Source organism: Actinomycetospora sp. CA-053990 (assembly GCF_050948445.1).
In the GTDB taxonomy this organism is placed as follows: domain Bacteria; phylum Actinomycetota; class Actinomycetes; order Mycobacteriales; family Pseudonocardiaceae; genus Actinomycetospora; species Actinomycetospora callitridis.
This window is the reverse complement of the sequence record NZ_CP192043.1, coordinates 3,568,042-3,587,980: the sequence shown is the minus strand read 5'-3', so window position 1 is coordinate 3,587,980 and position 19,939 is coordinate 3,568,042. Positions and strand designations below refer to the sequence as shown.

Genomic DNA, 19,939 nt, shown 5'->3' with positions numbered 1-19,939 from the left:
CTATCGGCGTGATCCACCCGCGTCGCGGCGGGAGCCGGAGGTGTCGGCGTTGTCGAGGAGCCACTGGGCGACGGCGGTGAGCTTCATGTTGGTCTCCTGGGAGGATTTGACCAGCATCTGGAAGGCGCCCTCGTCGTCGACCTTGAAGCGCTCGCGCAGCAGCCCCTTCGCCTGGCCGATGAGGTCGCGGCTGTCGACCGCGCGCTGCAGGTGGGTGGCGGTGTTCGCGCCGTAGAGCAGCATGGAGGCCTGGATGCCGAACAGTCCTGCCAGCGTCTGCGCGTCGTCGTCGAAGGCTTCGGGTTCGGCCGAGTAGAGGTTCAGGGCGGCTCGGACGCCGCCGTCGACCGAGAGCTGGGTCGACATCAGTGCCCGGTAGCCGGCTTCGGCGGCGTAGGGGGCGAACCGTGGCCAGCGGTCGGCGTCGGCCCGGGCGAGGTCCTGGGCGACGACGGTGCCGGTCTCGGGTGGGTCCTCGATCGCGGTGATGCACGGGCCCTCGTTGAGCTCGCTCTGCCTCTCGTCGAGCTTGCGGATGCCCTCGCTGGTGGGGTGGCGGGTCTCGATGCGGCCGTGCTCGGTGATCGAGATGCTGCCCGCATCGACGGCGGGGACGGTGGCCACGGCCGAGGCGACGATCTGCTCGAGGGTCTGTTCGAGGTCGCGCACGCTGCGGCGCTGGGCCAGGTCCTGGGCCGCGGTGCGCAGCGAGGCGACGAGGTGATCGTGGTGGCCGGAGGTCATAGGTGCTTCCCGCTGGTCGAGGGCCGGTGGGCACGAGGCGCGACTGGTCGACGCGCTGGTCGGGGCAGAGCCGAAGCGACATGCGCTGCGATCTGCCCTGCCCACGGCAGGCGGAGGTCGGGAAGGCACATGAAGTACGGGACTGCGGGAAGCGCTGTGGAACAGGCGCCCCGTGTCCGGGTGGCGGCCGTGCGGTCGACCTGCGTCACACCGTACAACGGTCCGTCCCCGCTGGTGGGGCGGCGCGGCCCCGCCCCCACGGCGCCTCGCGGCGGACGCGGGAGCGGGACCGGCCTCTCCGGCTGCGCTGGTGAACCGGACCTGCGGCGTACTCGCGTACACCGTCCGGTCCGGCTCCAGCCCACAGGCCGGTAGAGGTCATGTACCCGCGACGTTGATCTCTCTCACCCACGACCCGGGGCACGTCGGGTTGCTCGTGCCCCTGATCGCCCCTGGTGACGATCACTCGCCGGGACCCCGCGGGCGCGTCGCCTGCGTGGTGGGGAGGCGGTCACCAGCCGGTGAGGGTGGTGTCCTCGTGGCCGCCGCTCAGGAGCGACGACGCCACCGGCGGGAACACGATCACCGAGACGAGGCCGGCCGCGACCAGCGCGGCGTAGGTGCTCGGCAGGATGACGCCGAGATCGACGCCGATGGCGCCCGCGACCACGGGGATGCTCAACGAGGTCGCCTGCACGAGCCCCGCGGCGACCAGGCGGCGGCCTCCTCCGGCCAGGCCGGCGTAGAGGCCGGCCGGCAGGGCGCGGACGACGAGCAGCGCCGCCAGGAAGATCGGCACCTTCGCGAGCGTCGCGGGGTCGCCCACCAGGCCGCGCACGTCGATGCCCATGCCCGTGGAGACGAAGAAGAAGGGCACGAACGCCCCGAAGCCGACGGCCTGCAGCTTCGTCCGGAACAGGCTGTGCGTACCGGCCTCGTCGCGGTCGAGCAGGTTCAGCGTCACGCCCGCGAGGAAGGCGCCGAGGATCCCCTCGAGCCCGAACGCGGCGGCCGCGGCCGCGAGCAGCATGAGCAGGCAGACCGCTCCCCGGACGCGGATCTCGGCGGTGGTGTCCTGCAGCGCGATCAGCAGGTCGGCGAGGCGACGGGACCGCTCCACCCCGAGCAGGAGCACGACGATCCCGAGCACGAGACCGAGGAACACCCCCAGCAGCACGAGCCGCGAGCCGAGCCCCGCGGCGTCCCGGGCGAACAGCAGGGACAGCAGCACGATCGGTACGACCTCGGCGATCGAGGCCCCGGCGACGAGGACCTGCCCGAAGGACGTCCGGAGGACACCGGCGTCCTCGAGCACGGGCAGGACGATCCCCAGGCTGGTCGCGGAGAGGATCACGGCGATCAGCAGCGGGGACCGCACCAGGCCGGTGGCCGCCAGCCCGGTGCCGACGGCGCAGGCGAGGGCGAACGAGAGGGCGAACGCCGCGAGGGTGAGGCGCAGGACCCGGCCACGGAGACGGCGCAGGTCGACCTCGAGTCCCGCGAGGAGCAGGAGGAAGCCGAGCCCGACCGTGGCGAGCACCCGGACCGGGGCGTCGACGGTGGCCCACCCGAGCACCTGGGGTCCGACGACGGCGCCGGCGACGATCTGGACGACGATCTCCGGCACCGGCAGCCGGAGCCATCGCACCGTCAGCGGCGCGAGCAGCGCCACGACGGCGACGACCGCCGCCGACGCCAACGACATGGCCACGGGGCCTCCCTCCCGGGAACGCCGGCGTCAGCGCTCCGCGGCGGGCACCACGTAGGGGAACGCGTCCTGACGGGTCTCGGCCGCCGAGCTCGGCCGCAGACCGGAGGGGATGGCGGAGTCGGTGAGCAGCCGGTACATCACGGCCGGGGCGTCGTCGGCCAGGGTGCGCCCGTTCAGCGACACGAGACCGAACGCGGCCGGCGTCCCCACGGTGTAGGGCAGCACGTCGGGCAGCAGCCGGTCGGCCACCGCCCGCGCGTGGGCGTCGGCGTCGGCGGTGCCGGCGAACCGTGCCGCCGCGGCGACCATCGAGATCAGCCGGTCGCTGTCGTTGGCGTGGTCCTGCGACGGGTGCGCCAGGGTGTCCCGGGCGTACTCCTCGCTCTCGTCGGCACCACCGCGCGCCCGCAGCAGCGGCCACATCATCGGGATCGCGGCGCGGTTGACCCGGCGCCAGCCCCCCGCGTCGGTGGCCAGCTCGGCGACGGCCCACACCCCGATGCGCCGACCGGGTACGAGCTCCTCCGCGCCGGGGGCGGGGATCTCGAGGACGATCGCCTCCACCCGGGACCCGGCGAAGCTGTTCGTCGCCTCGTCCTCGTTCCACCCCGCCAGGTCGATGGGCTTCTCCTCCTGGAGGCCCTCGACGATGTGGGCCAGCTCGTGCAGGTCGAGGTAGAACGGGTCGGCGGCGGAGCCGGCCCACATCCGTGCGCCGCCGGCGAGCTCCACGACCTCCTCGGTGCGGCCCCGCCCGAGCAGGCGGCCCTCGGCGCCGTCGTCACCCGCGTCCGGGCCGGTCAGCTGTTCGAGCACCACGTCCTGGACGCCGTCGTCGTCGGCCGGGCCGAAGGCGAACCGGTAGGTGAGGCCCTCGCGGTCCTGGCCGTCGAGGTGGACCCGGAACTCGTAGCGCGCCTCCGGGTGGAAGCCGCGGGGACGGTCGGGCCCGGCCAGCGAGGTGTTGACCGTCATGACCATCGTCGCGCCCACGTCCCCGTCGAAGACGTAGAGATCGGGCAGGTTCAGGCGCGGGTCGCGACGCGACGCCGGCGAGTCGAGGTGGTGGGACACGGGTGCTCCGATCGCAGGAAGGGTGACGGGACGACGATCCGGCCGGAAGAGCGCGCCCGGCTTCAGTCAGCCGACTGCGTCCCCGACGTCCCCGACGCCCGCCCGGTTCGACAAGGGCCCGTGCGGGCGGTGATGCTCGGCGCCGGGATGCGTGATCCGGCCGGGGCGGGGGGTGGAAGGGTGTCGTCGCGCCTCGTGCAGGCCAAGCTCGCCGCACCCGACCTCGACGAGCGGCTGGTTCCCCGGCCACGTCTCGACGCCGACATCGCCCACCTTCTCGGCCGCCACCCGGCACTGGTCGTCTCGGCCGTGGCCGGCGCGGGCAAGACGGTCGCCGTGGCGCAGGCGCTACGGGCGCTCGGACGGCCCGCGGCGTGGGTGCGCCTGGACGACTCCGACGGGTCCGCGGGACGCCTGGTGGTCTACCTCGAGGCGGCGATCGGCCGGCACCACCCCGCGGTGGCCGGCCGGGCGAGCGCGGCGCTGCGGGACGGGGCGCCGACCACCGATTCGGCGGCGCTGCTCGTGGAGGACCTCGCCGGGACCGACCTCGTGCTGGTCTGCGACAACGTGGAGCGGGTCGGGACCAGCGCGGCGGCGATGGCCGTGCTCTCGGCCGTCGCGCGCTACCTCCCGGCGGGGACGAACCTCGTCCTGATCTCCCGGCACCCCGTCGCCCTGACGTCGATGGCCACCCATGAGCTCGGGCGCACCGGGGTGCTGGACGCCGAGGAGCTGCGGTTCCGGCCGGAGGAGGCGCGTACGGCCCTGGCGCGACGAGGGCTGGGCGGCGTCGACGTCGACGCCGCGATGGGAGCCGCCGGGGGATGGGTGACCGGGGTGCTGTTCTCCACCGGCGTCCGGCCCGGCGAGGACGGGCGGGCCCTGACGTCCTACCTCTACGACCACGTGTGGGACGACCTCCCCGCGGACCAGCAGGACCTCCTGCTCCGCACCGCCGTGCTCGAGGACGTGACCACGGGGGACGCGGCGGCCCTCGGCGCGGCGGAACCCGCACGCACGATGGAGCGGCTGCGCACGCGCCACCTGCCCCTCACGTGGGCCGCGGACGGGCGGCGGGCGGGCCTGCACCCCCAGTTCCGCGAGTTCGTCCTCGGGCTGGTGGCCGGGCAGGACGTCCTGTGGCAGGGCGAGGTCCGCCGCCGGCACGTCGCGCTGCTGATCTCCCGCGGTCGCTCGGAGGACGTCGTGGAGGCCCTCCTCGACGCCGGCGCCGTCGACGAGGCCTGGCCCCACGCCGCCGACGCCCTCCCGCTCGTGGTCGAGCGCATGGACCTGGCGCAGGCGGCCCGCTGGCTGGACGCGCTCGACGCCGTCCACCGGCCCGCGACGCCGGCGGTCTCGACGGCCGCCCTGCGTGTCGCGTTCGGTCTGGAGGAGTACCGGCGGGGGGCGGCACTGTGGGACGTCCACGGGGCGTCGTGGGTCGAGGACCTGGTCCGGACGGGGTCGCGGGAGCCGGTGGTGCTGCTCGTCTGGTGCCTGTGGCACCTGGGGCGGCTCACCGAGTCCCGCCGCGTGGCCGCGACGCTGCCCGAGGGGGACTGGCACCGGCGGGTCGCCCAGACCGTGCTCGCGCTGAGCCTGGACGACCCGCCGCCGTTCCCTGAGCTCGGCGCACCCCGGGGAGGTCCTCTCGAGGGCCTCCTCCTGCGCGTCGCGTACTCGCGGGGTCGCCTCGACCTGGTGCGGGACCCGCGGGACCGGAGCGGTTCGTGGCGCGAGGTGCAGGGCGCCCCGTGGCGGATCGCCGCGCTGCGCGCGGCGGGCCGGGGGACGAGGCCCTCGCGGAGTGGGAGCTCCGACGGGGCACGCCCCAGCCCCTCTGGCTCGACGCGCTGGACGGCGTCGAGCTGCTGCTCGACGCCGGGCGCGTCGAGGAGGCCCGGGCGGCCCTGGCCCGGGGACACGAGCGGGCCAGGACGTCGGGGTCGGCGATCTACCGCGTCCTGGTGCTGATCTACGAGACACGGGCGCACCTGCGCACCACGGGGGACCTCGACCCGGCGCGCCGGACCCTGGCCCGCGCGAAGGCCGAGGGCGCCGACGACCACGCGTTCACCCGCGACCTCGCGGCGCTGTGCCACGGCGTGATCCTCCTGCGGGAGGGACGGACGGAGGCGGCGGAGGCGACGCTGGGGCGGTGCGTGCGCAACATGCGCCGCGGAGACCGGCTGCTGGAGCTGCCCGCCGCCGCCTGCTTCCTCGCCGAGGCGCAGGCCCGCGGCACCGGCGTGCGGGCCCGGGCCGATGCCGACGCCAGCGCCGCCCTCGCTCTGCAGGTCGCGGAGGCCCACGGCAGCACCGCGCTCCTGCTCGCCGCGCTGGCCGAGGTGCCCGCGGTGGCGGTCCGTGGCGCCGCGGCCGGGACACCGGAGTCCCTGCGGTGGCAGGCCCTGGCGACCCGGGCCGGAGCGGGTGCCGACGAGACCGGCCCCGCCGAGGGCGCGCGGGTCGTCCTCGAGGAGTTCGGGGTGCCGGAGCTGCTCGTCGACGGTCGCCCCGTGGCGCTGCGCCGCCGCAAGGAGCTCGAGCTCCTCGCCCATCTCCTCGACCGTCCCGGTCGGGCCGTCCGCCGCGAGGAGCTGCTGGACGCGCTGTTCTCCGGTCGCGGGTACCCGGGCGCGGCGAGCTACCTGCGGCAGTGCCTGCACCGTCTGCGGGCCGCGCTCCCCGAGGGCGTCGACCTCGACCGCGACGGCGAGCGCCTCCGGCTCGTGCCCCCGGACGCGGTCGCCGGGACGTGCGGGCAGGTGCTCGCCGCTCTGCGCCACACCGGTGCCCGGGGCCGCGAGGAGCGCCGCGCGCTCCTGGCGGATGCCCTCCGTAGGGCGGACCGGGGGGTCTTCCTCGACGGCACGCCCGGGGCGTGGGCCGACACGCGCCGTCGCGAGGTGGCCGACCGCGTCGCGGCCGGACGCCTGGAGCTGGCGACGCTCGCCGCCGACGATGGTGACCTCGAGGAGGCGGAACGCCAGGTCGCGCGCGTGCTCGCCGACGATCCCTATCGCGAGCAGGCGTGGCGGATCCGTCTCGTCGTCGACGGGGCCGGCGGCGACCACGACCGGTTGGTGGAGCACTACCGCAGCTATGTGGCGGTCATGCGCGAGCTGGACATGGGCCCGTCGGCCGAGATGCACCGCCTGGTGGAGACGATCCGCGGCGTCACGGGGCAGGCCGGTCCGACCGGAGTACCAGCCGCGCCAGCTCGACCCTCGAGGTGATGCCCAGCTTCGGGTAGACGCGGTACAGGTGGCTGCCGACGGTCCGGTGCGACAGGAAGAGCCGCTGTCCGATCTCCCGGTTGGAGAGCCCCTCGGCCACCAGCCGGGCGATCTGGGCCTCCTGCGGTGTCAGCGAGCGCCACGGGTCGTCGCCCTGCCGTTCGTCCCCCGCGCCCACCAGCGCCAGCTCGCGCTCGGTCGACGCGACGAGCGGCGCGGTGCCCAGGGCCGTGAAGGTGGCGTGCGCACGCCGCAGGACGCGTCGCGCCGGGTCCGGCTGCCGGTGCCGGCGCAGCCAGGCGGCGTGGGCGAGCTCCACCCTGGCGCGGTCGAACGGTCGGCACTCCGCGCGCTCGAGGGCGTCGACGAAGCGGCCCCCGGCCCCGTGCTCGGGGCCCAGGACGGCCTCGGCGTACCCGGCGGCCGAGTGCAGGCCCGGCGGGAGCTCGGCGTCGGCCGACGCACTCTGCGCGACGAGCCATCGGACGAGGCCCAGCACCGCCGACACGTCGCCCACCCGCCCGGAGCGGGCCACCGCCCCCGCCAGCGGCACGATCGTCGGCAGGCAGTTGCGAGGGTTGAAGTCGGGCGCGCGGCGGTCGAACAGCGGCAGGAGCTGGGTCACCGCGGAGCCGGGGTCGCCGAGGTAGGCGCACCGGCGGCCCCGCGACTGCCGCAGCACCGCACCGATGTTGGTGCTGCCGCGCGTGCCCAGGACGCGCTCGGCCTCGGCGTCGAGCTCCGCGGCGCGCCCGGGTCGCCGTGGACCGCGGCCAGGAGGGCGGCGACGGTCAGGGCCGGGCCGAGCCACTCGTCGTCGCCCGATTCGCGGGCGAGCGCCAACCCCTCCTCGGCCGCCTCGGCCGCCGCGCCCCAGGCACCGCGCTCGAACGCGTTGAAGGCGCGCACCGTCTGCACCGCCGCGAGCGCGCCGAGGCGGCCCTGCTCCCGCATCCCGGCCGCGGCGCGGGCCAGCACCCGCTCCGCGTCCGCGAACTCGGTGACCACGTGCGCGGCCATCCCGAGGCGGAAGGCGTCGTCGGCGCCGTCGGTCGGCAGCGGGGCGCGGCGACGCAGCCGGCGCCGGACCTCGCCGCTCTCCTCGATCGGTGCCACCTGGACCAGCATCGAGAGCACCCGCGGGTCGAGGGGGTCCGCGGGCAGCCGGCGGACGGCGGCCCGCAGAGCCCGCCGGGACGAGGGCCCCGGGTAGACCCACCAGCAGCGCTGGGCGGCGACGGCGAGCAGCGCGATCGCGAGCTCACCGGCGCCGAGGGTGCGCGCCTCGTCGGCCAGCGCGATCAGGTGCTCGGGCTCGGGCCCGCCGGGTCCGCCGTCGTGCAGCCGGGCACGGAGACGTTCGGCCTCGATCTGGTGGAGCCGCTCGGGCCCGAGCTGCGCCGCCTCGTCGAGCAGCCGCACCGAGGTCTCGCGGTGACCCGCCGTCGCCGCGACGTCGGCGGCCTCGAGCAGGCGCGCGATCCGCTGGGGCCGGCGTGAGCTCAGGCGGGCGCTGCGCACCAGCGGCACGACGGCCGAGCCGGCGGCGCCGAGGCGTCGGGCCCGGGCGGCGGCCGCCGCGAGCTGGTCGGCGAGCGCGTCGTCCACGTCGGTCGTCACCGCCCCGCGGTGCGCGAGGCCCCGGTCGGGAGCCGCGACCACCGCGGCGAGCGCCAGGTGCACGGCCCGGAGGCGCTCGGGTCCTGCCCGGTCGCGCAGCGCCGACGCGAGCAGGGGTGGGCGAAGCGGACCGTCTCCGTGATCCCCGCCAGCAGCCCGGCCGCCACGGCCGGGGCCAGGACGGCCTCGTCGAGCTCCCGTCCCACGAGGAGGCCGCTGGCGGCGAGGACCTCGCCGAGCCCCGCCCGGCTGTCGCTCGCCGCCACGAGCAGGGCGTCGAGGGTGGCCGGGGCGAGGCCGTCGAGCCGGCGGACGAGGGCCTGCTCGATCCGGCCGCGCAGGGCACCGCACCGAGGTCGGCGCCCGCGGCGTGCAGGTCGACGCCCGCGACGACGGCCGGCAGCGAGACCAGCGCCAACGGGTTCCCGGCGGCCTGGTCGAGCACGACGTCGCGGACCGCGGGGTCGAGGCCGGGACACCGGTCGTCGAGCAGCCGCTCGGCGTCCCGGTCCGCGAGGGGGGACAGGTCGAGCACCGGCACGCCGGCGAGGCCCTCCGGCTCGCCCGGGGCCCGGGCGGCGAGGAGGACGACGACGGGATCGCTCTCGAGGCGACGGGTGACGAAGCCCAGGACCTGGACGGTCGGGTGGTCCAGGAGGTGGGCGTCGTCGACGACGAGGAGCAGCGGATGGTCCAGCGCGGGGACGGTCAGGACGTCGAGCGCGGCCAGGGCGACGGCGAACACGTCGGGCACGTCCGGTCCGTCGGGTACCTCGGCCAGCCCGAACCGGAAGACCTCGCGCAGGACCGCCGCCGGCTGGGGCGCCAGGGCCGTCACGTGCTCGGCGAGGGGGGCGAGCAGACGTCGCAGCCCGGCGTACGGGACGACCGACTCGGCCTCGGACCCCTGGCCCCGGAGCAGGAGACGGTGACCGCGGGCCCGCCACCGGTCCGCCGCCCAGTCCAGCATGGTCGACTTGCCGATGCCGGCCTCGCCCGACAGCAGGAGTCCGCCGCCGCGGTGGTTCGCCCCGTCGAGGACCGCGGCGAGCTCGCCCGCCTCGGCGGTGCGACCGACCGGGGGCGGCGACACGGTGGATCCCTGCGACACGGTCCCTCCTCGACGGGCGGACCGTAGGGAGCAGCCGTGACCGGGGGCGTGACCCGACGTCGGCGCTCTCGGTCACGCTCCCGGGGTCACGCCCCCGGTCACGATCGCGACCTACCGTGCGGGTGGCGGACCTGGACCCCGCCGGACGGGACGTGGCCGGTGACCGACGGGCCGGGGCAGACCGAGCTGCTCGGACGGGAGCCCGAGCAGGACCGCATCGCCCGCCTCCTCGGCGGCGACGGCGGGGGAGCCCTGGTCGTCTGCGGGCCGCCCGGGATCGGGAAGTCGGCGCTGCTCGCGTGGGCGGAACGGGCGGCGAGCGGTCGCCGGGTGCTGCGCGCGACCGGGACCGTGGCCGAGCTCGGCCTGCCCTACGCCGGCCTGCACCAGCTTCTGCGGCCCCTCCTCGACGGGAGGTCCGGCCTGCCCGCCGGCCGGGCCCTCGACGCCGCCTTCGGCCGCATCCCGGGCTCGCACCCCGACCTGTACGCGGTGGCTATGTCCGCGCTCGAGCTGCTCGCCGCGGCGGCCGCGGCGCAACCGGTGCTCGTCCTCGCCGACGACGTCCAGTGGATGGACCCCGCCAGCCAACAGGCGCTGGCCTTCCTCGCCCGCCGCACGGCCTCGGATCCCGTCGTACTGCTCGCGACCCACCGCGACGACGGACCGGGACCGATGCTCGACCGGTCGCTCGCGGTCGTCGACCTCGGCCCCCTCGACCACCGGGCCGCCACCGCGGTGCTCGCGGGCACCGCCGGCACCCTGGACCCACGGAGCCGCGCACGGATCCTCGACCTCGCGCGGGGCAACCCGCTCGCGCTGCACGAACTGCCGCGCTCGATCACCTCGTCCCTCGGTCACGACCTCGACCGGTGGCCGCTGACGAGGCGCCTCGAGAGCTCCTTCGTCGCCCGCGTCGGCGACCTCGGCGCCGCGACGACCGCCGCCCTCGAGATCGTCGCCCTCAACGACTCGGCGGATCTCCCCGAGACCCTCGCGGCCACCGAGCTGCTCGTCGGTCCCGTCGAGGACACGGTGCTGGCGCCCGCCGTCGTCGCCGGGCTGATCACCGTCGACGGCCCCGTCGTGCGTTTCCGGCACCCGCTGGTCCGCTCGGCGGTCCGTCAGCGCCTCGCGCCGGAGGCCCGCCGGGCCGGGCACGCCGTCCTCGCGCGGGTGGTGCACGACCAGCCGGAGCGGGCCGTGCACCACCGGGCGGCCGCGGCGCTGCACCCCGATGCCGTGCTCGCCGCCGAGCTCGAGGAGTCCGCCGACCGCGCCCTCGCGCGCGGCGCCGTCCTCACCGCCGTCGCGGACCTGGACCGCGCGGCGCAGCTCTCGGTGGAGGGCCGGGCGCGGCGGGACCGCCTGTTCCGGGCGGGCGTCCTGGCCCACGACCTGGGCGCGACGGCCGACGGGAACCGGCTCCGGGCGCAGTTCCGGGACCTGGTCGTCGACGAGGACGACCAGCTCCGCCACGCGTGGCTCGGCGAGCTGGCCGCCACCGATCGGGGCGGCGAGCACCGCGTCTCCGTGCTCCTGGAGCTCGCCGGGCGGGCGCAGGCGATCGGGGACGACGCCCTGGCCCGGACGTTCCTCCGGGCCGCGGCGCTCCGCTGCTGGAACTTCTGCCCCGACCGGCCCGTCGGTGCGGCCGTCGTGATGGCGGCCGACCGCCTCGGAGTCGCCGACCCCGCCACGCGGGCCGCGCTGCTCGCGCACGGTGAGCCCGTGGAGCACGCGCAGGAGGTGCTGGCGCTCATCGGTCGGGCCCGGGACGCGACGTACGACGCGGCCACCGCGTACCGCCTGGGGCACGCGGCCGCCTGCGTGGGGGCCTTCGGCGTCTCCGAGGAGCTCCTCGCCGAGGCGGCCGACGGACTGCGCCGGGAGGGCAGGCTGCACACGCTCGGGACGAGCCTGGTGCTGCGGGCGTGGTCGGCCCTGCGCCGGGGCCGTCTCGAGGTCGCGGTGTCGGCCGCCGACGAGGGCGCGCGGCTGTGCGCCGAGACCCACCAGCCGTTCTGGCACGCCTGCGGGTACGCCGCGCACGGCCTGGTCGCGGGTCTGCGGGGCGACGTCGACGCCGCCGACGCGCTCATCAGCGAGGCCGAGGCCGTCGCGGCCCCGCACCGCTTCGCCGCGGCGAGCGCGACGATCCTCGTGGCCCGCGCGACCGCGGCGGCCGGGCAGGGTGACCACGAGCGGGCCTTCGCCCACCTCGCCCGCCTGCACGACCCGGGCTTCCACCCGATGCACGGGCTGTGGTCGTTGGCGAGCCTCGCCGACGCCGCGGTCGCCTGCGGGGAGGCGGACGCCGCGGGCAAGATCCTGGCCGAGCTCCGTCCCGGGATCCGCGCGACGTCCTCTCCGGCCGGCCGGATGAACCTCGCCCACGCCGAGGTCGTCCTCGCTACGGACGACGAGGCCGAGGACCGGCTCCGCGCGCTGGCGTCCTCGCCGACGTGGCCGCTGGAACGCCACCGCCTGCTGCTCAGCCTGGGCGCCCGGCTGCGCGCCCGGGGCCGGGTGGAGGAGTCGCGGGCCCCCCTGCGCGCCGCGCGCGACGGCTTCGACGCGCTCGGGGTCACGCCGTGGGGACGACGGGCCCGCGAGGAGCTGCGCGCCGCGGGGGAGCAGAGTCGCTCGCCCGTCCGCGACGCGTGGGACGACCTCTCGCCCCAGGAGACCCAGATCGCGGTGATGGTGGCCGAGGGTCTGTCCAACCGCGAGATCGGCGAGCGACTGTTCCTCTCGCACCGGACGGTCGGGAGCCACCTCTACCGCATGTTCCCGAAGCTCGGGATCCACTCCCGGATGGACCTGCTCCGGCTCGCGGTCGACCGGGGACGGCGCCACCCCTAGCCGCCACCCCTAGCCGTCACCTCTGGCCGAGGCCGCCGCGGCGCTCCGTCCGGTGTGCGGCCCGGTGCCCGAAGGGCCCGGTCCGGGTGCAGGCAGGGAACAGAACGCTGCTCGGTGACGACACCCGCTCCCGACACCCCGGAGCAGCGTTCCCTCCCGGCCGTTCGGCACCACGCTCGGAGGAGACCCGTGCAGCACTCCACGTCCGACCACCGCCGCTGCCCCTGCCGGCTCGCCGGCTCCCGAACCGACGGAGGCACGGACGACGGGGAGCCCGAGCTCACCGACGACGCCCGCCGACGCATCCGGCGGGAGGCGGGCGGCGACCCGGCGGTGGCCCGCGACCTCGCGCACGCGCTGGTCCGGCTCACGGACCCGGGCGCCGAGCTCCTGCGGCGGTTCCTCCCGCTCACGCCGGCCCTGCTCGCCGACGCCGACCGCCGCCTGCGCCCGCTGCCCGCCGCGACCCGGCTGGAGGGTCGCCGACGGGCTGTCCAACCGCGAGATCGGCCGGCGCCTGCTCCTCTCGCCCCGCACGATCGGCTGCTACCTCTACCGGATGTTCCCGAAGCTCGGCATCACGTCGCGGGTGCAGCTGGCGACCCGGGTCCGGCGGGTGGCGAGCCCGGCGGAGGCTCGCGGGTGAGGTGCACGCCGTGGTCGACGACGTGGCGGGCGATCTCGACGGCGGCCTCGGCCACGGGGTCGGCGACGACGCCCTCGGATCCCTCGGCGTGGGCGATCTCCTCGAGCAGCCGGGAGAGGGCGAACAAGCCGTAGTGCAGCGTCCCGGCGGGCGGTGTCGTGACGACGCGGCGCAGCTCCTCGACGGCGCGCTCCAGCAGCGCCCGCTCCGCGGGGGTCACCGGGACCCGCTCCCGCCGTGGGGTTCCCGTTCCCGATCCATCGCTCCTCCTCGTGCCGGCGTCTGGTTCGAGGGCCAGTGGACGGCGGGGAGGGGCCCGGCGGCTTCCGTCGATCGACTGCGGGCGCTCCCACCCCCGTCCCCGACGGGCCCGGCGGTCGACAACGCAGTCAGGTGACCGAATCGGCCGGGACGTGCGCGGGGCGAGGCTCGTGACGTCGACCTGCTCCCGGAGGACCCCCCTCACCACCCCCCACCGAAAGGACACCCTCATGACTCCTGTGCTCTTCCTCCACGGATTGTGGCTCCACCGGAGCTCCTGGGCTCCCTGGATGGAGATGTTCGCGTCCCGGGGCTACGACCCCTACGCCGCGAGCTGGCCCGGCGAACCGGACACCGTCGAGGCGGCCCGCGCGAACCCGGAGGCGGTCGCGGACGTCGGGATCGACGACATCGTGGAGCACCACGCCAAGCTGATCGCCGAGCTCCCGGAGAAGCCGGTGCTCGTCGGACACTCCTTCGGCGGGATGTTCGCCCAGAAGCTCCTCGGGATGGACCTGGCGGCCGCCGCGGTCGCGATCGACGCGGCGCAGTTCAAGGGGGTGCTGCCCCTGCCGCTGTCGTCGTTGCACGCCACCTTCCCGGTCTTCCGTTCCCCGTCGAACAAGCACCACGCGGTGAGCCTGACCGCCGAGCAGTTCCGCTACGCCTTCGCCGGGGCGGTCTCGGAGGGGGAGTCGCAGGAGCTCTGGGAGGCCTGGGCGATCCCGTCGCCGGGCAAGCCGCTCTTCGAGGCGGCGTCGGCCAACTTCTCGCCGGGCTCGCCCGCCACGGTCGCCACGCGCAACCCCGACCGTGGGCCGTTGCTCCTCGTGATGGGGGGTCAGGACAAGACCGTGCCCGAGGCGATCACGAAGGCCGAGTACAAGAAGTACCGGGACTCGGGCGCGATCACCGACCTGCACGAGTTCCCAGACCGAGCCCACTCGCTCACGATCGACCACGGGTGGATGGAGGTGGCCCGGGACGCCCTGACCTGGCTGGGGGAGCACGGCTTCCCACGCTGACCCGCGGCCACGGGGACGGCGGCCCACCACCACCCACTCGCTCGTCGTCGTCGTCCGTCCGAGAGGCGAGACCTCGCCGACCGGGGAGCGTCGTCCCCGGCGCGCGGGGCGGACCAGAGTCGTCCGACTCGATCTCCCCGTCGGGGCGCACGCCTTCGGCCGAGAGCGAACCCCCACCTGTGCCCGCGGTGCGCTGGCTAGCGTCGGTCCATGGTCACGACGCGCGAGGTCACCTACGACGCCGACGGTCTGCTGATGGTCGGGCACATGGCCCGCCCGGACGGAGCGGGACCGTGGCCCGCGGTGCTGATCGGCCACGACGGGATCGGGCTCGACGACTTCCAGCGCCGCCGCGCCGACCACCTCGCCGAACGCGGCTACCTGGCCCTGGCCATGGATTACCACGGCGGCCGGTGGTTCGGCGGGGCTCCGGAGGCGATGCTGGCGCGGGTCCTGCCGCTGATCGGCGACCCCGACCGGATGCGGGCCGTCGGGCACGCCGCGCTCGACGTGCTGCTCGCCGAACCCGGTGCCGACCCGGGTCGGCTCGCCGCCCTGGGGTACGGCGCGGGCGGTTCCGTCGTCCTCGAGCTCGCCCGCGCCGGGGTGCCCTTCCGCGGTGTCGCCGTCGTCCATCCCGGCCTGCCACCCGCCCGCGCGGAGGACTGGGCCACGGTCGGCGCCACGTTCCTGCTCGCCACCGGCTCGGAGGACCCGCTGTGCACGCCGGACCAGGTCCTGGCGTTCACGACGGCCCTGGAGGACGCCGGGATCGACTGGCGGGTCCACGTCTACGGCGGCGCCCAGCACGCGTTCTGGGCGGCGCCGACCCACCCCGACGGCTCTCCGGCCGAGGGCACGACCCACACGATGTCGACGGTGCCCGGGGTGGCGCACCACCCCGCCCACACCGCCCGGGCGTGGCGCGCGGTGCTCGACCTGCTGGACGAGACGATCGGCGAGCTGTCTCCGGCACCGTCCGGACGGCGCTGATCGGCCGTCAGCGCGCCGCGAACCCTGGACGCCGGCCTCCGTCCCCGGTCAGGCTCCACGCCGTGCGGGCACCGTCGGCCCACCTGGCCAACCTCGACCTCAACCTGCTGGTGTCGTTGCGGGAGCTGCTGCGCGAACGGAACGTCACGCGGGCCGCCGCCCGCATCGGGGTCTCCCAGCCGGCGGCCAGCGCCGCGCTGTCCCGGCTCCGTCGCCACTTCGACGACGAGCTGCTCACGCGGCACGCGGGCGGCTACGTCCTCACTCCGCTGGCGGTCCAGCTCGCCGACCAGGTCGAGGGGGTCTGCACCGCGGCGGAGCGCCTGTTCGGCACCGGGCACCACTTCGACCCCCGGGCCTCGCGCCGCGGCTTCAGCCTGCTCATCGCCGACTACACCGTCGCCGTCCTCGGGACCGCCCTGTCGGCGGCGCTCGCCCGGCGCGCGCCCGGGGTGGAACTGCGTCTGCGGCTGGTGCGCGAGTCCTTCTCCGCCGACATCGGCGAGACGATCAGGCTCATCGACGGCATGATCGCGCCGCCTGCGGCGCGCTTCGACCGCCCCGATCTGCGCTCGGTCGACCTCTTCACCGACCGCTGGGTGCTCCTGATGGACGCCGCGAACCCCGCCGTGCACCAGGAGCTGACCCCGGCCCGGCTGGCCGTGCTGCCGTGGGTCGTGCCCTTCGCCCCGGAGCGTGGGTTCTCCGCCGCGGCGCCCATCACCCGCCAGTTCACCCGGCTCGGCGTCGAGCCCGACACCCGCGTGCGGGTGGAGAGCTACCTCGCCGTGCCCCACCTCGTGGCCGGCACCGACCGGGTCGCGCTGGTGCAGGAACGGCTCGCCCGCGACGTTGCCGCCGGCCTCGGGCTGGTCGTCCGCGAGTGCCCCGGCACCGACGACGAGGACGGCGCCGGCACGATCTGCGAGCGGTTCTGGTGGCACGCCGACCTCGACAACGACCCCGCGCACCGCTGGCTGCGGTCCTTGCTCGTGGAGCTGTCGGCGGAGCTGTGAGCCGTTCACCTGCAGGTATCGACGCGGTTGATGCCCCTCCAGGCCGGTTGTCTATTTCCGTGTGGTCCAGAGCACTGCCTAGCGTGCCTGACATGCCGCACCCGCTCACCGACCTCCCGGTCCGCACGGTGGTGCGGGAGGGGCCGGCCCATCCCGCCGATCCGGCCGACCACCGGGTGCGCGCCGACGTCTGTGTCGTCGGGGCCGGTATCGCCGGGCTGTCCGCGGCGGTGGAGTCGGCGAAGCTCGGCCGTGACGTCGTGCTCGTCGACTCGCTGCCGGTGCTCGGCGGTCAGATGGTGAACTCGCTGATCGGCCTGTTCTGCGGGGTCTTCGGCAACGCGCCGCAGCACCGGCGGCTGACCTACGGGCTCCTCGAGGACATCTTCGCCGACCTCGGCGCGAGCGGGGACCTCTTCTACCGCGTCGGCCACACGACGACCGTCGGCTACGACGAGGTCCGCCTGGGCCGGTGGGTGGAGGACACCGTCCGGGGCCACGGGATCAAGGTGCTCACCGGGGCGTCGCTCGCCGGGGTCGATCGCGAGGGCGACCGCGTCGTCGGCGCCCGCTTCGCCACCCGGTTCGGGCCCGTCGACGTGCGCGCCCACGGCTTCGTCGACGCGAGCGGCGACGCCGCCCTGTGCTGGGCGGCCGGGCTGCCCTGCCGCCTGCCCGACCGGGAGATCTACGGGAGCCAGCAACTCGTCGTCGAGCACCTCGACGAGTCGGAGCCGCCCGACCCCGCGCGCCTCTCCGCCCGGGTCGGCGCGAAGGCCGCCGAGTACGGCCTGCGCCGCCACGACGGGCTCGCGTTCTTCTTCCCCGGCCGGGGCACCGCCGTGCTGAACATGACCCACATCGAGGCGCCCCTCGACCCGTTCGCCGCCGCCGAGGCCCAGCTGGAGGGCAAGGCCCAGGCCGACCGGGTCGTCGAGTTCCTGCGCGCCGAGTTCCCCGAGGTCTTCGGCAAGGCCGCCGTGCGCTCCTACGGGCTGCCCGGCCGTCGCCAGACCCGTTGGGTGCAGGCGGTCCACCAGCTCACCGTCGACGAGGTCCGGGCCGGGACCCGGTTCCCGGACGCCGTCGCCCGTACCGCCTGGCCCATCGAGCTGCACGACACCCCGGACGGCTACGTCTGGGAGACCTTCGGGGCCGATCACCTGCACTACGTGCCGCTGCGCGCGATGGCGCCGCCCGAGGTCGCGAACCTGCTGGTCGCAGGGCGCTGCGTGGACGGCGACGCGGCCGCGCTGTCGAGCGTGCGCGTGATGGGGCCCTGCGCCGCGATGGGCCACGCCGCCGCCCACGCCCTCGACATGGCGGGCTCCGAGGGCAGCGTGCACGCGGTGCACGCCGGCCGGGCCGCCGAGCTCCGCGACCGCATCCGGGAGAACGTCGATGACTGAGCCGAGCCTCCGATGATCCTCACCGACGACGAGCAGCGCATGCGTGACGGCGCCGAGGGCCCGGCGGTGGCGGCCGCGATGGACCTGCTGGTGCGCTACGGGCAGGCCCTCGACGCCGAGCGTCTCTGCACCGTCCGCAACGTCGCCGGCACCACCACCCAGCCCTCGCCGGTCAAGGCCCGGTTGGTCGCCGAGGGTGGCTGGGACCGCGCGTTCTCGATCATCAACCTCGACGCGGACGAGACGCTGCCGATCCCGCCGATGGCCGTGCCGACCTGTCAGCTGCAGCAGGGCTTCGGGCCCGACTCGGTGGGCACGGTGCCCTATCCGCCGGAGTTCGTGGAGCTCCAGACCGACGGGGAGGCCTTCGTCGGCGCCCGCGGGGTGTCGGTGCTCGCGACCTGCACGCCCTACCAGGTGGGCAACCTCCCGGTGCGCGGCGAGCACTGCGCGTGGATGGAGTCCTCGGCCGTCGTCTACGCCAACAGCGTGCTCGGGGCCCGCACCAACTGCGAGGGCGGCGCCTCCACCGGCGCCGCGAGCCTCACCGGGCGCATCCCGTGCTGGGGCAACCACCACGACGCCCACCGACTCGGCACGCACCTGGTGCGGGTGGACACGCCGGTCTCCTCGTTCCGGGACTGGGGCCTGCTCGGCTACGCCGTCGGCGACGTCGTGCAGGAGGCCCGCCCGGTGATCACCGGCGACCACGCGCTGCCCGATCTCACCGACCTCAAGCACTTCGGCGCCGCCGCGGCCTCGTCGGGCGGGGTCGAGATGTACCACGTCGTCGGCGTGACCCCCGAGGCTCCGACGGTGACCGCGGCGTTCGGCGGCCGGCGGGTGCCCGAGCCGGTGGTGTTCGGCGATGCGGAGAAGCGGGCCGCCTACGAACGGCTCAACGACCAGGGCAGCGACACCGACGTCGACTTCGTGCTGCTCGGCTGCCCGCACGCGTCGCTCGACCAGATCCACGACGTCGCCCGGGCGCTCGACGGGCGTCGCCTGGCCGACGGCACCCAGCTCTGGATCATGGCGCCGCGGGCGCTCGCGGTGGTCGCCGAGCGCTCCGGCCACACCGCCGTCATCGAGGCCGCCGGCGGGCGGGTGCTCACCGACTCCTGCCCGGCCATGTCGCGCGCCGCGCCCGTCGGCACCCGGGTGTTCGCCACCGACTCGGCGAAGCAGGCGCACTACCTGCCCGCCATCCTCGGCATCCAGGCGTGGTTCGGCACCACGGCCGAGTGCGTCGACGCCGCGGTCACCGGCCGCTGGCGCGGGGAGCTCTCGTGACCGGCCTGCGACCGGCCCCGGCCCGGGTCGTCCTGCGCGGCCGGACCGTCGTGCCCGGCGTGGTCACCGGCGAGGTGCTCGTGTCGCCGGAGACGATCTCGGGCTGGGGCGGCATCGACCCGGCCACCGGGACGATCACCGAGGCGCGTCACCCCCTCGCCGGGGTCTGCTTCACCGGCCGGATCCTCGTCTTCCCCGGCGCCAAGGGGTCCTCCGGCTGGTCGGGCTTCTTCCAGACCACGCGGCTGCTCGGGACCGCGCCGATCGGGATGGTCTTCGCGGTCACCACGACGAAGGCCGCCCTCGGCGCCGTCGTCACCCGCGTGCCGGCCCTCGCCGACCTGGACGACGACCCGGTCGCCGTGCTGCGCACCGGCGACCGGATCCGGCTCGACGCGACCGCGGGCGTCGTCGAGCTCCTGGCGCGCACCGAGGAGGAGCAGTGAAGGTCGCGGTGATGGGCGCCGACGAGCTCGCGCCCGGCGAGCACCGGGTGGTGCAGGTGGGCCGGCGCTCGATCGGGATCTTCCGGGTGGGCGACGAGTACCACGCGCTCGCCGACCACTGCCCGCACCAGGGCGGGCCCCTCTGCCGAGGACGCGCCGCGCCGCTCGCCGTGGCCGGCGCGCCCGGCGAGGTCGCGCTCGACCCCGACCGGGTGTTCGTCGCCTGCCCCTGGCACGGCTGGGAGTACGACGTCACCACCGGCCGGTCCTACTTCGGTCCGGGTGAGGCGCCCGTCCGCAGCTACGCCACCGAGGTCGTCGCCGTCGACCCGGCCACCGGGCGCGTCCCCGGGCCCTACGTCGCCGACACCTACGCCGTGACCGTCGAGGACCGCGTGGTCGTCGTCGACACCGCCGCCCGTCGCCCCACCGACCCGGAGGAGACCGCATGACCACCGTCTCCGCGTCCGATGGCCTCGC

At 75.8% G+C, this 19,939-nt stretch carries 18 protein-coding genes and 1 pseudogene; 11 read left to right on the top strand and 8 right to left on the bottom strand.

Features of this window, described 5'->3' with window-relative positions:
* The 3 genes from ACQPYN_RS18475 to ACQPYN_RS18465 all read right to left on the bottom strand — a co-directional run bounded on the left by ACQPYN_RS18475 (position 1) and on the right by ACQPYN_RS18465 (position 3,529).
* Complete coding sequence (locus tag ACQPYN_RS18475) at positions 1-744, bottom strand: GAF and ANTAR domain-containing protein (protein ID WP_433025800.1); 744 nt, start codon at positions 742-744, stop codon at positions 1-3.
* A 511-nt stretch (positions 745-1,255) separates the two neighbouring features.
* The gene (locus tag ACQPYN_RS18470; RefSeq protein WP_433038948.1) at positions 1,256-2,449 is read right to left on the bottom strand and encodes a cation:proton antiporter; all 1,194 of its coding nucleotides are present in this window, start codon (positions 2,447-2,449) and stop codon (positions 1,256-1,258) included.
* Positions 2,450-2,482: 33 nt separating this feature from the next.
* Positions 2,483-3,529, bottom strand: a complete 1,047-nt coding sequence (locus ACQPYN_RS18465; RefSeq protein ID WP_433025797.1) for a DUF4331 family protein — start codon at positions 3,527-3,529, stop codon at positions 2,483-2,485.
* Positions 3,530-3,709: 180 nt separating this feature from the next.
* Between ACQPYN_RS18465 and ACQPYN_RS18460 the strand changes: the two genes are divergently transcribed.
* Positions 3,710-5,509, top strand: a complete 1,800-nt coding sequence (locus tag ACQPYN_RS18460; protein ID WP_433025794.1) for a hypothetical protein — start codon at positions 3,710-3,712, stop codon at positions 5,507-5,509.
* A gap of 197 nt (positions 5,510-5,706) precedes the next feature.
* Positions 5,707-6,774 carry an AfsR/SARP family transcriptional regulator gene (locus ACQPYN_RS18455; protein WP_433038946.1) on the top strand — a complete coding sequence of 356 codons (1,068 nt, stop codon included), beginning with the start codon at positions 5,707-5,709 and terminating at the stop codon, positions 6,772-6,774.
* Here ACQPYN_RS18455 and ACQPYN_RS18450 read toward each other — a convergent pair.
* From ACQPYN_RS18450 to ACQPYN_RS18435, 4 genes and pseudogenes are all read right to left on the bottom strand, one after another.
* Complete coding sequence (locus tag ACQPYN_RS18450) at positions 6,716-7,456, bottom strand: helix-turn-helix transcriptional regulator (protein ID WP_433025791.1); 741 nt, start codon at positions 7,454-7,456, stop codon at positions 6,716-6,718. The two genes, ACQPYN_RS18455 and ACQPYN_RS18450, sit on opposite strands and share 59 nt — an antisense overlap.
* The gene (locus tag ACQPYN_RS18445; protein ID WP_433025788.1) at positions 7,396-8,394 is read right to left on the bottom strand and encodes a hypothetical protein; all 999 of its coding nucleotides are present in this window, start codon (positions 8,392-8,394) and stop codon (positions 7,396-7,398) included. The genes ACQPYN_RS18450 and ACQPYN_RS18445 overlap by 61 nt, the downstream gene beginning before the upstream one ends.
* Complete coding sequence (locus ACQPYN_RS18440; protein ID WP_433025785.1) at positions 8,391-8,660, bottom strand: hypothetical protein; 270 nt, start codon at positions 8,658-8,660, stop codon at positions 8,391-8,393. Before ACQPYN_RS18440 ends, ACQPYN_RS18445 begins: the two co-directional genes overlap by 4 nt.
* A gap of 380 nt (positions 8,661-9,040) precedes the next feature.
* Positions 9,041-9,487, bottom strand: a pseudogene (locus ACQPYN_RS18435) (ATP-binding protein); the annotation flags it as partial.
* A gap of 177 nt (positions 9,488-9,664) precedes the next feature.
* On the opposite strand from ACQPYN_RS18435, the gene ACQPYN_RS18430 reads away from it, so the two are divergent.
* Positions 9,665-12,370 carry an ATP-binding protein gene (locus tag ACQPYN_RS18430; RefSeq protein ID WP_433025782.1) on the top strand — a complete coding sequence of 902 codons (2,706 nt, stop codon included), beginning with the start codon at positions 9,665-9,667 and terminating at the stop codon, positions 12,368-12,370.
* Positions 12,371-12,860: 490 nt separating this feature from the next.
* Positions 12,861-13,016 carry a LuxR C-terminal-related transcriptional regulator gene (locus tag ACQPYN_RS18425; protein WP_433038944.1) on the top strand — a complete coding sequence of 52 codons (156 nt, stop codon included), beginning with the start codon at positions 12,861-12,863 and terminating at the stop codon, positions 13,014-13,016.
* Here ACQPYN_RS18425 and ACQPYN_RS18420 read toward each other — a convergent pair.
* Positions 12,949-13,236 carry a hypothetical protein gene (locus tag ACQPYN_RS18420; RefSeq protein WP_433025779.1) on the bottom strand — a complete coding sequence of 96 codons (288 nt, stop codon included), beginning with the start codon at positions 13,234-13,236 and terminating at the stop codon, positions 12,949-12,951. The genes ACQPYN_RS18425 and ACQPYN_RS18420 overlap by 68 nt on opposite strands.
* A gap of 271 nt (positions 13,237-13,507) precedes the next feature.
* On the opposite strand from ACQPYN_RS18420, the gene ACQPYN_RS18415 reads away from it, so the two are divergent.
* The 7 genes from ACQPYN_RS18415 to ACQPYN_RS18385 all read left to right on the top strand — a co-directional run bounded on the left by ACQPYN_RS18415 (position 13,508) and on the right by ACQPYN_RS18385 (position 19,911).
* Positions 13,508-14,302 carry an alpha/beta hydrolase gene (locus tag ACQPYN_RS18415; protein ID WP_433025776.1) on the top strand — a complete coding sequence of 265 codons (795 nt, stop codon included), beginning with the start codon at positions 13,508-13,510 and terminating at the stop codon, positions 14,300-14,302.
* A gap of 210 nt (positions 14,303-14,512) precedes the next feature.
* Positions 14,513-15,295, top strand: coding sequence for a dienelactone hydrolase family protein (locus ACQPYN_RS18410; protein ID WP_433025773.1), 783 nt, complete (start codon positions 14,513-14,515; stop codon positions 15,293-15,295).
* 62 nt (positions 15,296-15,357) lie between these two features.
* Complete coding sequence (locus tag ACQPYN_RS18405) at positions 15,358-16,311, top strand: LysR family transcriptional regulator (protein WP_433025770.1); 954 nt, start codon at positions 15,358-15,360, stop codon at positions 16,309-16,311.
* A 92-nt stretch (positions 16,312-16,403) separates the two neighbouring features.
* Positions 16,404-17,720: an FAD-dependent oxidoreductase gene (locus tag ACQPYN_RS18400; RefSeq protein ID WP_433025767.1), complete on the top strand. Its 1,317-nt coding sequence runs from the start codon at positions 16,404-16,406 to the stop codon at positions 17,718-17,720.
* Positions 17,721-17,732: 12 nt separating this feature from the next.
* Complete coding sequence (locus ACQPYN_RS18395) at positions 17,733-19,013, top strand: aconitase X (RefSeq protein WP_433025764.1); 1,281 nt, start codon at positions 17,733-17,735, stop codon at positions 19,011-19,013.
* Positions 19,010-19,459, top strand: a complete 450-nt coding sequence (locus tag ACQPYN_RS18390; protein ID WP_433025761.1) for an aconitase X swivel domain-containing protein — start codon at positions 19,010-19,012, stop codon at positions 19,457-19,459. Before ACQPYN_RS18395 ends, ACQPYN_RS18390 begins: the two co-directional genes overlap by 4 nt.
* A complete protein-coding gene (locus ACQPYN_RS18385) occupies positions 19,456-19,911 on the top strand; it encodes a Rieske (2Fe-2S) protein (RefSeq protein ID WP_274197855.1) in 456 nt (151 codons plus the stop codon). Before ACQPYN_RS18390 ends, ACQPYN_RS18385 begins: the two co-directional genes overlap by 4 nt.
* The last annotated feature ends 28 nt before the right edge of the window (positions 19,912-19,939 follow it).